The organism is Desulfosalsimonas propionicica (assembly GCF_013761005.1).
GTDB lineage: Bacteria > Desulfobacterota > Desulfobacteria > Desulfobacterales > Desulfosalsimonadaceae > Desulfosalsimonas > Desulfosalsimonas propionicica.
Window position 1 is genome coordinate 1 of record NZ_JACDUS010000006.1, and the last position, 12,269, is coordinate 12,269.

The following is a 12,269-nucleotide window of genomic DNA, read 5'->3' on the forward strand; positions in this document are numbered from 1 at the left end:
CAAACGTCAGGCATATGGATTCAGGGATAATTGGTACTTCAAGCTCCGATTATATTTTATTCACGAATCCATCCCGGCATTTCCCGGATGAATCATTTTTGCCTGGTAACATAGAAAATGCCCGGGCCTTTTTTAAAGATTCGGGGCGGAATTTTCTGTTCGGATCGAGAGAAAAAACAATTCAGTTTTTTGCCAGGTTATTTCTGTCCGGCCAGGCAGAAAATAGGGGGGAAGATTTGCAGAGATTTTCGGCCGAAGATTTCTGTGGTTTTCGGCAGAAAAAAACCGGGTGGTTTTCCCGCTGGAAATTTCTGTGGTGCTGGCCAGAAAAGGGGAGGAAGTTTTTTCGGTGTTTTCCGTCCGGCGATTTCTGTCCGGGACCACAGAAAACAACCTGGTCTTTCTTTATGGTTTTGAGCCCCGCGGTCTCTGTGGGGTTCGGCAGAAAAAGATCCCGGCGATTTACCCCGGATCATTTACGGCCGGCCGCGTATGAAAGGGGCTTGGAAGCCGGCGGCCCTTCCCGGCTTGAGAGCGGAAAATAAAAGTTCGAATTTTTAAAGTTACAGAGGTTACAAGGTCACACCTGGGATAACTTACTGTATTTTTAGATAAAAAAGGCGTGACCTGTTTGTGACCTGATGGGCATTTGAGGTCACACCTTTCTTCCTTGATGGTCGCGCAGTGGATCGTTGAGCGGCTCAACTTTAAACGATTTTGGTTCCAGCTGTGCCTGCCTATTATCCCTTGAACTCTCTTTTCGACTGAGAAATGTCAAAAAAATTGTTGACAGGGGGATGGGTTAGCAAGTAATACATCAAAGTGTACGGATTAATAAAAATGTTTTAATAAGGAGGCGTTATGTGGTCACGAAAAAAAGTTAGTGAAATTACTGGAATCCCTGACAGAAGGGTTTTGTTTTACACTGAACAACCAGGCATTTTGCCAGAGATAGAGCAGAAGGTTGGAAGCGGTTATGCTCGTGAATACACCTTGAAAGATATTATTGTTCTGGCCTTTGTAAGAGAATTAAATCTTTGTGGATTTTCGTTATCGCGGATAAAGGAGTTCTTGTTTCACATCAGAGATCCCGAGATTGAATCAAAATGGTGGAATAGTGCCAAGGCTGAGCCGGTCACGGATAAACCCTGCAACATCATATATTATCATGATGGCCGAGGCGGGAGGACAATTGGAATTCGTCAAACAGATCAGCCCGCCCCGCTGATGAATCGACATACAAGTGCGATTATAATATCCATGACTAATATCATTAATGATATCCTACAAAAAATAACCTAAAAATTTTATTTAAAGTAATACATAGTAGTGTATTATGTATTACAATTTTTTAATAGAGGACAATATGAAAAAAAACAAAAGATTAAGGGCAAAGATAGTCGAAATTTTTGGAAGTTATGATGCTTTCGGAAAAGCCGTTGAGACTGACGCAAGTTTAATATCGCGGATTGTGTGCGGTCACAGGAAGCTGCCGAAGGAAAAACAGCAAAAATGGGCGGATGCTTTAAACTGCAAGGTAAGGGAAATATTCCCTCAATAAGATGCAGTGCAGGGGTTTTCCTGCAAACGATCCTATCTATGCCTTGAAAACATGATGCGGCGTTAATGTCAGAAAATACAAAGGAGTTTTTTCCATCATGACCGGAGTTGAAAGAATCAACACAGAATCTAATCGTAATCTCAGTGAAACCCGGGAACTTCTGATAGCCGCCCTTCCCCCCATCTTCGGCCGCCCGAAAATTTCGCATTATCTGCCCGGGATATTGTCCGGCAAGACGGTTGCCAATCTGGAATCACAGGGGGAGGGACCCCCAAGTTATCAGGTCGGTCGCCGGCGCTTTTACAAGCGGGAAACGTTTGTTGAATGGTTCATAAGCCGGATGCAGCAGGAGCGGGGCCTTAAATAATGGCGGCGGATCTTCCTAAGCGAATTCTGGAAGCCCTGAAAGCCTCTGAATGGTGGACCAGAAAGACCCGTGACAACGGCCGCACGATCTCCCCCCTGAAGTGCCCGGAGTGCGGATTTTCAAACGCCTGGGCCTATTCTGCGGCTCCCTGGGCTGTTGTCTGCAACCGTCAAAACCATTGCGGCGCTGTGATCAAAGCCCGGGATCTGTTCCCGGATCTCTTTATATCCATTGAAAAGGACTATCCCCCTACAAAAACCAATCCGCACCGGCCGGCCACTGTGTATCTGCATACCCGGGGTATCAGGCAGGCCCTGGAAGGCTTGCGGTATGAGTTCTGGCCGGATGTACGCAAAACCGGAAGTGGCGCGGTTATGTTCCCGGTTGAATCCGACAGAAAGGTTTATAACGGCCGACTGATATCCCCGCCCCCGGGAGAAGGAAAAACCCATAACAGGGGGTCCACTGCCGGGCTTTTCTGGAAGCATCCGGGCCTTTCCTATGATCCGGCCGCTGAAACCTTCATAACAGAGGGGATTGTTGATGCCCTGTCCCTTATTGAAATGGGGTTTCAGGCCATAGCTGTTTTGTCCTCTGGCCAGGACCCGGGCAACATGGATCTTTCCCATTTTGGAAAGCTCGTGTTCGCCTTTGACAATGACGCTGCCGGACAGCGGGCGTTAAAGAAATGGATTGCTCATTACCCGGATGCAGGGGCGGTCATGTCGCCGGCCGGCCGGGACTGGAATGATCTGCTTTCCTCCGGTGGCCAGACCGCCGGGAAAACCTTCGAACAAAACCGGTCGGAATACGAGTTCCAGGCGCGTTTGGCCCTCTGCAAAACCCCGAAGGAATATGCCGAGACCTACTATCAGTATATGAAGATCCCGCCGGGCCTGTTCGTCTTTGATGGATCATATCACTACGCGACTGTCAAAATGATCGCCAGGGAAGAAACGGTTGTCGCGGCGCGGCAATCGAATTTCACTCTGGAAGTTGATCATTTCCAGTTAAATTCCACGATCCAGGATAAGCCGGAATATCAGTATCACCTCACCGTAAAGCCCAAATCCGGCCGCCCGATCGGTTTTGTTGCCTCAGCCGAGGACCTTTCACAGCCCGGCCAAATGACAAAGCTCTTCATGAGCCGGTCTAAATCCTGGTGGCAGGGGGAGCGCAAGCCCTCAATGCAGCTTGCCCGGATCATCAGCGAGGCAACGGCCCCCACTGTAAGGACCATTCAAACCATAGGGCATGACGCGGAAAGCAACTGTTACGTTTTCCGGGATTACATGATCACGCCTTCCGGTGAAACCGTCCTGCCGAACGAAAAAGGCTTTTTCGGGGTCAGCCGGCGCAAATATGTCCGCCCGCCTTCAAACGGTGTGGTTGAAAGAATGATCAAGCCGGGCCGGGGGAAACGGGCCGTAACGGATCTTTATGAAATGCTCGTGTCCACCTGGGGCTTTCGGGCGGCAGTCGGGTTCGCCTGGATGCTCGGATCGTGGTTTGTTCATGACATTGCCTATCACCTGGGATTTTATCCCTTCCTGAGCTTTCACGGGGATACGCATACGGGCAAATCAAGCCTGATTTATTTCCTTCAGATGATGCAGGGCATTGATGGGGAGGGCTTGCCAATGACCAAGGTCAATACCTCAAAGGGCAAGATCCGGGAGCTTGCGCAGCGGGCAAGCCTTTTTCACGCCCTGCTTGAAGCCAATGCCGGGGAAAGCTCCCGGTTTGATTTTGACCAGTTTTTAACCCTTTACAATTTCGGCACCCTTCAGACCCGGGCGAAAAAGACAACGGGACTGGAAGTTGAAACAATTCCCTTCAGATCGGCCCTGATCTTTGGCCAGAACTTCGAGGCTTTCAGCAGCCAGGCCATGCGGGAGCGGGTCATATCGGTTCACTTTCCGGCCGATAAGATCATAACAGCCGAATCCAAGGCGGTTTATGACAAGCTCAAGACAGTCCCCCGCCCCGAATTTCCAATGGTGCTGCCGGCGGTCATGAAACACCGACAGGCCCTTGAAGGCAAATGGCGGGATTATTGGGACAAAGCCCGGCGGCTTCTGTCCGGCTACGGCAACACCCGCGTTGAGGAAAATCATGCCTTTGTGTTGGCCTTTCATTGGCTATTCACCGAGACCTTTCAGGTCAAATACGACCTGTCCCCCTATATCCAGGATCTGACCCGCGAGAAGGTCAAAGAGGTTGAGCACCAGCCGGCGGGCCTTGCGGATTTCTTTTTCGATGTGGTTTTTGACCTGGTGGTGGCCAAGGGGGATACGGCCAAGCGCGTGATTGACTGGCCTGGCCTGAAAAACAATGGCGCAAGCCTGACGCCCCCGCCTTCGGGAAAACTGGCTTTAAACCTCAATGGCGTCATGGATCTTTACGGCCAGTTCCGGGCAACGGTGAAGGATATTCAAACCGCATTAAGGGAGCACCCGGCCTACCTGGATTCAAATAAGGGGTATCGATTCTGGAAGGAGTCCTTTGAAGTGGTGCACCCCAAAAAGGCATGGATTTTTGATCTCTCAAAGATATCCCGGGCAGGCGAGGATTCAGCCCGGCCGGATTATCAAGATGATGATCGCCCTTTCGGCTAAGGGGTTCCCCCCTTAGTCTTTGCATAAAATCCTTTTGTGCGGCTTCAGAGAGACCCGGATATTAAAATTTTAAATGATGGAGGAACACTTATGGATGTATTTGATCAGGAGAACCATGAGCTCGCTGGTGAGCTTCAGAGGGCGATGGAAATCATCTATGAACCGGAAATGTGGCCAGTGGTGCGCAGCTATCCGCCGGTGCTGGCAAGGGCCTGTTGTATTCTGCAAATTTACGCCGTTGGTTTGCGCACCGGGGAAATCATTTGGTTCCGAGGGGCAAACCCGATCAACCGTGCCTGGGTCCATTTGCCGGAGACCTTTGAGAAAAACCCTGAATGCCGGCGGCCGGACGGAAGGGCTTTTCAGTGTGAACAGGGGATGGATGTCCGGATCAGAGATATTACATGGGTGGCAGAGAGCCCGGGAATGGAAACCGAAACCTACCAAATCAAGCAGTGTCGCTGTTCCAGTGCGGGTCAGGAGAGAAGCGGTAGCCGTTCTTCCGTCCAGGGTGAAACCGTTTTGGAATTTTCCCGGGAATCAGAAATGACCCCTATTGAGAGGCTGAAAAGAAAGTACGGCCCTTAAGCATGGCCGAAAGTCCGTTCTGGACGGCACCGCTCCCCTGTAACCCCAATCAGAATGTAACAGGCCCGCCGGGGGAGTCGGGCTTTTAAAAAACCGAGACAGGCAGGATTATGGTTAGAAAAGAAGCAGGGCAAAGAATCATAACACTTCCAGTAAAAGAAGACCCCGGGAACTATGAGCGCTGCCCGATTTGCGGAGAGCCCTTTCAGCGGAAAGAGGCCGCAACGGTCCGGCAGTTGTGGATTGACCGCTGCGGATTCGGCCCGGTGCCCCCGGAAGCGTTGGTCCATCCGGAGTGCGACAATAAAGAGCAGATCCGGTGTTTCCTGAAGCGGCCGGAACCCAAACGGGTCCTTCCGGCGACCTGGTCTAATACGGTTTCGTGCAGCGCGAGCTTCCAGACTTTTTAAAATAAAAAACTGGTGGAAAAATGGAATCTGCCGAAATATCAGGCAATAATAATTATAGTCAGCTACCATCCAGTTTGATTCAAAAAATCAATGTTTCCACTGTTCCCAAGAAATGAATGATAAATTTCAAGGAGCCTAAAATGATGCACAAAAACAGTATCAAAGCCCGGGATATTGCCGATTCGATCAATCCGGATTTTTTTGACCCGGATAATTGCCGCCAGTGGCTATTGGAACGGCTGCACCCGCAAGGCCCTTCGTGCCCTTGGTGCGGTGTTGCGATTCGGGGGAGGGCGGCCGGCCGGTTCTGGCAGTTGAAGCAGATGAAATGCCAGGCATGCGGCCGGAAATTTACGGCCCGAACCGGAACAAACCTGGCCGGGCTCAAGGCCGGCTGCCGGGAACTGGTCATGTTTTGCCTCATGATTGAGGCCGGTTATTCAATGGCCAGTATAGCCCGGCGTATGAATATCGGCTTGAGAACCCTCTATCTGTACAAGGAGCGTTTCCAGGATTTGCAGTAAAGCCGGCTTGCAGATTTTGTTTTGCCCTGGTCCCCGGCGGGCGGCCGGGGCTTTTTTGTCTGGCGGACATAGATGCTGTGGTCCGGAACCCCCGGGGATTGAAGAGTCAGGAAACTCGTTTCCCTATTCGCATATCAGGCATGGATTTCTTTAGACCGGGTTACAAAAGTTACAAGAGTCACAGGAGAAGTTACACCTATATATCAATATAATATATTAATATTATTATAATATATATATATTATTTATATAAATGTAACCCTGTAACCCTCATGTGACTCCGGTCACGTATCAAAGGGAGGTTAAAGCCTCCGGCAACGGAAAGGAGCCCTTTGTTTTGGCGCATATTCTGAAAAATAATCAAAGCACAGAGGCACGGATTGAGGAATTAGGGGCCGGCAAGAATCCGTTTTGCAGGCATTACGATCAATGCCTGACCCGGGCGGCCAGGCGGGATGTCACTTTTTGCTGCCAAGGATGCGCCCATGAGCGGGATTATTGGGATTATGAATATGAATATGAATATGATGATTTCCTGCCGATTGTCCGGTTGCTGATCGCGGTCTTTAGGCACGATGATCCCGAGTTGCTTCAGCGGTTCGAGGCGCTGATCAACGAACGGCACACCAAAGAAGGCCCCTTCAGCCTGGATTCTCTTTAAGAAGCTCTCCTCCCCGATCGCGGATTCAGAAGGCTTGACATCCGGGTGCGGTTTGGTAAAGTGGGTATTGTCAAAACCACAGAGCGGCCCCTGTCCCCGGTAAAATCCGGCTCGGAAAGGGGGGAGAGATTTTTTATCTGGATGGGTATATAATTTAAGTGTGCCCGACCTGCCATGTACCGCGAGGGCATGGGCGTCTCTCTGTGGACGCTGACACAGGTCGGGCACTTTGTTTTTTGTGCCCCATCAGATAAATTGTCAAAATCACAGAGGTGTCACTATGCAGCAAGATTGTAATTCCATCCATGCCTGCAATTCCGTTGAGAGCTTACCGTTTGTCGAAGATACCCGGGAAGGCCGTTGTTTCTGGTCGGTTTACCCCACAGGTAATTATGAGAAGGACTATAAAACGGGAAAGCTTTATGCCGCCTTCCTTTGCGATTATCTTCGTTCCGATCCTGCAAATATCTATTTGACGTGGGTTGTGTGGGAAATAATCCGCCAGGGCTCCCCCAAGAATGGCATTATCAACGGCTTCTTTAATTTTATAGCCGAATATATCTCAATGAATTCGATCACCCCCTGGCAGGCAACGGCCCACCATGAAAGGCAAATCCAAAGAACATTAAAGATGGTCTCAGAAGGGGCCTGAGATTTTAAAAAATGAGTTGAAAAGCGAGTGAAGCTGCAAAGGGGTATGGTGATTCATCATGCCCCTTGTATTTTTAGTATTTTATGAGAAAATGTTTTAATTGACAAAGAACCTTGTTTATATCCTAAGAGCTTAAAATAATTCCAGGCAAAATAAAACGAGCAATTAAGACCGAAACGACGAGTTACTTCTTTTACCCTTTTAATGGGTTATCTTTGGCCAAAGAGCATATAATACCTGAATCACTTGTGGTGGCAGAACTTTATACTGTGATATTATGTACAAAAGAATTGATCACGAAGACAAGAAAATAGAAATTCAGGAGCATTTTCACAGTCCGATGGTGTATTTGGATCATTGGGCGCTAAATGACTTCTCCCTGAATCCCAGCTTAAGGGAGAGGTTTGTTAGTACCATGAATAGCAAGGGAGGAACACTTCGCCTTTCAGTGGCAAATATGGTGGAAATATCGAAACAAGAAGACAAAAGCCAGGTTGAATCCATGCTAAGCATGATAAGAAGTATCGAAGATTGTGGGTTGATCAACATTGATGTAAGCGAGGTCATTAAAAAAGAAAATAAAATAGTGTCTGACCCTGCAGCAATTTTTAAAGTTCAAAATCCTTCTGCTGAATTGGAACTTGTTTCGGCATATCTTTTAGCCAAAAAATACCCACTAACGTGGCATGTAGCCGATATTATAGAAACTGTTGTCAATGAGTTCCCGTCAACAAACCTCTCAAGGAATAATGATGAATTCTTGGCCGCTATGAAAGATCTAATAGAAAAGGGGAGAAACGATCCCGTGTATCTTAAGAAAGTAAAAGGTAGGTTTTTGGGACTTAAGCAGCGAGGTCCCAGGTACCAAACTGCGACAAGAGAACTCCTTCAATTTACGGTTGATTTTATAATAAAAAATGTGGATATGGCAATGGCTCAATATAGTGAATGGAATGACATATTTCATCTAATTGTGCCAGTGGCATATTGCGACATTGTCATGCTCGATCGGAGATGGGTTGCCTTTATGAATCAAACTGGACTTTCTTACCCTCAGGTGGCAAGGACCTTTGATAGGCGCTCGATAGAATCTTTGTTCGAACATATCGAAAATTGGGCTGGCTGACCAATAAAATGAGATAACCAATTAAGCAGGCGGTGAAAAACCGCTGCACTTTATTCCAGGCGTAACATTCTATGATTCGGTTTTGGTATTTTAAGAAGCTTGATAGATTCGCAGTGTCTGATGCGTTGAATTGTCCTAATATTGAGGACGTTATGTCATCTGATTGCTACACGCGTTTCGACTACTTTAGGTATATCCCTGTTGCTGACCTTTCTTATGCGGAAATTCACCGAGAATTATGTTGCGCTCCAAGAGAAGTATGTTTTGAATTAACCAAATTATGCAATATGAACTGCCCCGTATGCATAGCAGATTCGAACCCCCATAATAGCCTAAAGCTTTCGTATGAAGATTTTATTGCTATTTTGCAATGTCTTGATCCAAAGATAAAACGAATTACCCTTACGGGAGGAGAGCCGACACTGCTCCCTGATTTGGTAAAATTTGTGCATGTTGCAGCATCAAAATTTGAAGGCGTTGTTCTATCAACTAATGGCTTTTGTCCAAGGAAAATGCAGAGGGCCACCAAAGGCCTGCAAAATTTAACCGTGACTGTCTCTTTGCACGGTAATAGAGAGGTGCATGATAATTTCTGTGGCAAAGTAGGGTCATTTGACAATGCTTTTGAAACAATAAGAAGATGTCTCGACCTGGGCCATAGGGTCGAGGTGTTGACCACAGCTTTTCAAGAGGCAATCCAAACATTCCCCGAGCTTGTAAATTTGTTGAGCGAATTGCCTATCGATGAACATCGCGTAAATATAATTAAAAGCAAAGGACGGGTACTGCGTTCCTGTGTTAACGCGGGCAAGATTAAACGAGTCGTAACAGAGACCGCGCCCAAACATAAAATAACAATTAAGCGGATAGATCAGCCTTTCTTATTCGTGGCCAGCTGCGGAATAAAGGAGCAAAGGGATGGAAGCGAATCGCGATAAGTTTGAAATTGAACGAGAGATTTATCACACACAATGGATCAATATACGTAACCACTGGGATCAAACGTTTTTGGGCGTGCGCTATCTTTCAACCTTGGTGCTTCTTGCGATAATTCCCATGAAATTTTTACGAGTTAAGGATGCTTCAGGTATTCATCTATCCGTTGATCCTTCAGTGGAGGTTTATATAAAAGCATTCGTGATTGTCATCATTGCGCTCATGGGGATTGTTACTTTTCTTTATCAGTACAACCATCATGTAAGGTCAAAAGAGGCTCGAAAAGTGGTTGTCGCAATAGAGCAGCGATGGGGCCTTTACGATGAAGCAGGCAGGTTTATATTTCAAGAGCCCGGGGCGAAAATACAATATCAGAAGTTTTCAGGAGGAGAGAAACGTCTGACCCATACCGCAATCGTGTTTATATACATTGTTTTGATAACACTAACGGGTGTAGCTTTTGTCCTTTTTGCCTAACAAGAACCCGATTTCCCAGGGATTAAAACATAGGGCAGGAGCAGCTTAAGGTTAAGTCTTTGGCTCAGAATGGGGTAATTTTGCAAACTCCGGGGCAGGAGTGGGGCAAATCGGCTTTTGATAAAAAGAAACAAAATTTTTATACATGTAACCAATTGATTTTATTGGTGCCCCCGGCAGGAATCGAACCTGCGGCACATGGATTAGGAATCCATTGCTCTATCCACTGAGCTACGGGGGCGTAAGGCACACCGGGCTATTCCACGTAAAGGGTCTGACCCGGGTAAATCCTTGAATTCTGGTTTAGTTCATTGATTCGCAGAAATTTGTTCATGTTCATGTCATGGCGTCTGGCAATGGTATAGGGTGAATCGCCTTTTTTCACTCTGTAGGCTTTGCGGTCCGCGCTTTTGCCGGCCGGGATTTTGAGTTTTTGGCCGATGTGCAGGTTCACGGAATTGAGGTTGTTTAAAGCCTGGATTCGTTTTGTGGTGGTGTTGTAGCGCTTGGCCAGCACCCACAGGGAGTCACCCCGTTTGACCTTGTAGTTAATTGTCCTGGAGGGCTCAGGCAGCGGGCCCCGGGCGGCGTAAGTCCCGGCCTGGGGAATTTTGAGCCGTTGGCCGCTGACAATGTAATTTTTCCGGTAAATATTGTTGTACCAGGCGATTTTTCGGGCGGTGGTGTTGTAGCGCCGGGCAATGGTCGACAGGGTCTCTCCCGGCCGCACCCGGTGGTAGACAATGTTGTGCGGGCTCTGGTAGTGTTCCTGGATATCGTCGATTTTTGCAAGCAGTACCTCACCTTTTTCCCGGGGCACCTTTAACTCGTATTTTTCATCCGGCAAAATCTTGTAGCGCAATTCGGGATTCAGTTCCAGAAGTTTGTTTTGCTTGACGTCAATGGCCTTTGCAATGTCTTCCAGAGAGGCTTGCTTTTTGACCTCCACAAGTTCGAAATCCATGGGCGGATCCGGCTGGATGTGACCCATGTTGTAGTTTTCCAGGTTGTTGACGATATGAATGGTCGCTAAAAATTTCGGCACATAGCGCGCGGTCTCCCTGGGCAGCCGCTGGTACAGATCCCAGAAATCATCCAGGTAATTAACGTTTTGCTGACGGATCACATGCAGGACCCTGCCTTCGCCGCAGTTGTAAGCGGCAAGCACGGTTTTCCAGTCCCCGAAAATTTCATGGAGTTCTTTTAAATAGGCAATGGCGGCGCCGGTGGACTTGTACGGATCTAACCGCTCGTCAATGTAGCGGTCTCTTGTAAGACCGAATTTGTGGCCGGTCGAGGCGATGAACTGCCACATCCCCAGTGCCCTGGCACTGGACAGGGCCTTGGTTTTAAATCCGCTTTCCACAAGCGGCAGCCAGGAAAGCTCCTCGGGAATGCCGGCTTTTTTGAGTTTTTCGAGGATATAAGGGCGATACCGGCCGGACCGTTTATAGGAGTTGATGAAAAAGGTTCGCGACGGTCCTTCAGTAAAGAGCTTGATCTCTTTTTGGACATGCTCGTTAAGGCTAAAGGGAATGGCATTATGGTTTCCTTTAACCGTTGTGTACCGGGAAGAATAAATTTCAAGAATCCGCTTGGAGATCATAAACCGCAGATCGTCTTTTTGCTGGCTTAGTTTCGGGTCTTTGGCAGGGGGGGATGTCAAAATCAGCGCATATGCATTGTCCAGGGAGTCCAGAGCGTTTTCCAGCTCTCCCTGCTGCCAGTAGTCCTGGGAGGCTTGATAAAATTCCAGGGATTTGTCCAGCCGGGACTGGGTGTCAGCTGTAGGGTCGGGCTCGATCAGCAGCCTGGCGTTTTCCTCCTCACTACCGTTGAAACTCAACAAGGGCAGGACTTCCACCTGCGTTTCATCTTCGGCTGCGGGCGCTTCCGATTCCTGGTGGTCCCGGGTTGAGGTTTTTGCGGAATCACCGGCCGGTGCATCTCCGATCCGGCCGGTCCAGCCGGCGCAGCCGGTAAATATCATGGCAATTGCAAGCAGTGCAGCAAGCACTGCGTTTTTCCGGACAAGGGCGAACGTTTTGACGGATTGCATGGGTACCTTTTTTGTCAATATTTATAATTCCTTGAAAATCAGCAATTTTTGTGAAATGAAATATGTAAACGAAACAAATATCACCGGCTGCAAACTTGTGTCAAGCTGATTGTTTGGCGCAGAATTGGCCGGATCATGTGCTCCGGCGGCCGCAGGACCAGGTTTGAGCGGATTTTTTTTGGTTGCCCTGTACGTTGATTTGTCTTAAATACAATGGAAAAAAACTGCTTGCATTGATTTTCGATATTTGTTACTTGACATGGCTTTATGAAAATATTAAATACAGCAGA

Annotated in this window: 13 protein-coding genes and 1 tRNA gene; 12 read left to right on the forward strand and 2 right to left on the reverse strand. The window is 48.0% G+C overall.

The window, feature by feature from the left end:
• The first annotated feature begins 861 nt into the window (after nucleotides 1-861).
• The 12 genes from HNR65_RS10985 to HNR65_RS11040 all read left to right on the forward strand — a co-directional run bounded on the left by HNR65_RS10985 (nucleotide 862) and on the right by HNR65_RS11040 (nucleotide 9,920).
• Entirely contained in the window at nucleotides 862-1,302 is a 441-nt protein-coding gene (locus HNR65_RS10985) for a helix-turn-helix domain-containing protein (protein WP_181551562.1), read from the forward strand.
• A 64-nt stretch (nucleotides 1,303-1,366) separates the two neighbouring features.
• A complete protein-coding gene (locus tag HNR65_RS10990) occupies nucleotides 1,367-1,561 on the forward strand; it encodes an XRE family transcriptional regulator (protein ID WP_181551563.1) in 195 nt (64 codons plus the stop codon).
• Between the two features lie 97 nt (nucleotides 1,562-1,658).
• Complete coding sequence (locus tag HNR65_RS10995; protein WP_181551564.1) at nucleotides 1,659-1,928, forward strand: hypothetical protein; 270 nt, start codon at nucleotides 1,659-1,661, stop codon at nucleotides 1,926-1,928.
• Nucleotides 1,928-4,546: a toprim domain-containing protein gene (locus tag HNR65_RS11000; RefSeq protein WP_181551565.1), complete on the forward strand. Its 2,619-nt coding sequence runs from the start codon at nucleotides 1,928-1,930 to the stop codon at nucleotides 4,544-4,546. The genes HNR65_RS10995 and HNR65_RS11000 overlap by 1 nt, the downstream gene beginning before the upstream one ends.
• A gap of 90 nt (nucleotides 4,547-4,636) precedes the next feature.
• Nucleotides 4,637-5,134 carry a hypothetical protein gene (locus tag HNR65_RS11005; protein ID WP_181551566.1) on the forward strand — a complete coding sequence of 166 codons (498 nt, stop codon included), beginning with the start codon at nucleotides 4,637-4,639 and terminating at the stop codon, nucleotides 5,132-5,134.
• Between the two features lie 110 nt (nucleotides 5,135-5,244).
• The gene (locus tag HNR65_RS11010; RefSeq protein WP_181551567.1) at nucleotides 5,245-5,544 is read left to right on the forward strand and encodes a hypothetical protein; all 300 of its coding nucleotides are present in this window, start codon (nucleotides 5,245-5,247) and stop codon (nucleotides 5,542-5,544) included.
• Between the two features lie 140 nt (nucleotides 5,545-5,684).
• The gene (locus HNR65_RS11015) at nucleotides 5,685-6,068 is read left to right on the forward strand and encodes an IS1 family transposase (RefSeq protein WP_181551568.1); all 384 of its coding nucleotides are present in this window, start codon (nucleotides 5,685-5,687) and stop codon (nucleotides 6,066-6,068) included.
• Between the two features lie 337 nt (nucleotides 6,069-6,405).
• On the forward strand, nucleotides 6,406-6,729 hold the full coding sequence (locus HNR65_RS11020) for a hypothetical protein (RefSeq protein ID WP_181551569.1): 324 nt from the start codon (nucleotides 6,406-6,408) through the stop codon (nucleotides 6,727-6,729).
• A gap of 280 nt (nucleotides 6,730-7,009) precedes the next feature.
• A complete protein-coding gene (locus HNR65_RS11025) occupies nucleotides 7,010-7,381 on the forward strand; it encodes a hypothetical protein (protein ID WP_181551570.1) in 372 nt (123 codons plus the stop codon).
• Between the two features lie 277 nt (nucleotides 7,382-7,658).
• Nucleotides 7,659-8,507 carry a hypothetical protein gene (locus HNR65_RS11030; RefSeq protein WP_181551571.1) on the forward strand — a complete coding sequence of 283 codons (849 nt, stop codon included), beginning with the start codon at nucleotides 7,659-7,661 and terminating at the stop codon, nucleotides 8,505-8,507.
• Nucleotides 8,508-8,578: 71 nt separating this feature from the next.
• On the forward strand, nucleotides 8,579-9,445 hold the full coding sequence (locus tag HNR65_RS11035; protein WP_181551572.1) for a radical SAM protein: 867 nt from the start codon (nucleotides 8,579-8,581) through the stop codon (nucleotides 9,443-9,445).
• A complete protein-coding gene (locus tag HNR65_RS11040) occupies nucleotides 9,426-9,920 on the forward strand; it encodes a hypothetical protein (RefSeq protein WP_181551573.1) in 495 nt (164 codons plus the stop codon). The genes HNR65_RS11035 and HNR65_RS11040 overlap by 20 nt, the downstream gene beginning before the upstream one ends.
• Before the next feature lie 165 nt (nucleotides 9,921-10,085).
• Here the strand turns inward: HNR65_RS11040 and HNR65_RS11045 are convergent.
• Together HNR65_RS11045 and HNR65_RS11050 are read right to left on the reverse strand one after the other, a co-directional pair.
• Nucleotides 10,086-10,161 (reverse strand) — tRNA-Arg (locus HNR65_RS11045).
• Nucleotides 10,162-10,176: 15 nt separating this feature from the next.
• Complete coding sequence (locus HNR65_RS11050) at nucleotides 10,177-11,997, reverse strand: lytic transglycosylase (protein ID WP_232364752.1); 1,821 nt, start codon at nucleotides 11,995-11,997, stop codon at nucleotides 10,177-10,179.
• Nucleotides 11,998-12,269: the final 272 nt, after the last annotated feature.

Bases quoted from the DNA above. Each gene is read 5' to 3' on its own strand.
- HNR65_RS10985 (WP_181551562.1), top strand. From the start codon at position 862: ATGTGGTCACGAAAAAAAGTTAGTGAAATTACTGGAATCCCTGACAGA.
- HNR65_RS10990 (WP_181551563.1), top strand. From the start codon at position 1,367: ATGAAAAAAAACAAAAGATTAAGGGCAAAGATAGTCGAAATTTTTGGA.
- HNR65_RS10995 (WP_181551564.1), top strand. From the start codon at position 1,659: ATGACCGGAGTTGAAAGAATCAACACAGAATCTAATCGTAATCTCAGT.
- HNR65_RS11000 (WP_181551565.1), top strand. From the start codon at position 1,928: ATGGCGGCGGATCTTCCTAAGCGAATTCTGGAAGCCCTGAAAGCCTCT.
- HNR65_RS11005 (WP_181551566.1), top strand. From the start codon at position 4,637: ATGGATGTATTTGATCAGGAGAACCATGAGCTCGCTGGTGAGCTTCAG.
- HNR65_RS11010 (WP_181551567.1), top strand. From the start codon at position 5,245: ATGGTTAGAAAAGAAGCAGGGCAAAGAATCATAACACTTCCAGTAAAA.
- HNR65_RS11015 (WP_181551568.1), top strand. From the start codon at position 5,685: ATGATGCACAAAAACAGTATCAAAGCCCGGGATATTGCCGATTCGATC.
- HNR65_RS11025 (WP_181551570.1), top strand. From the start codon at position 7,010: ATGCAGCAAGATTGTAATTCCATCCATGCCTGCAATTCCGTTGAGAGC.
- HNR65_RS11030 (WP_181551571.1), top strand. From the start codon at position 7,659: ATGTACAAAAGAATTGATCACGAAGACAAGAAAATAGAAATTCAGGAG.
- HNR65_RS11035 (WP_181551572.1), top strand. From the start codon at position 8,579: ATGATTCGGTTTTGGTATTTTAAGAAGCTTGATAGATTCGCAGTGTCT.
- HNR65_RS11040 (WP_181551573.1), top strand. From the start codon at position 9,426: ATGGAAGCGAATCGCGATAAGTTTGAAATTGAACGAGAGATTTATCAC.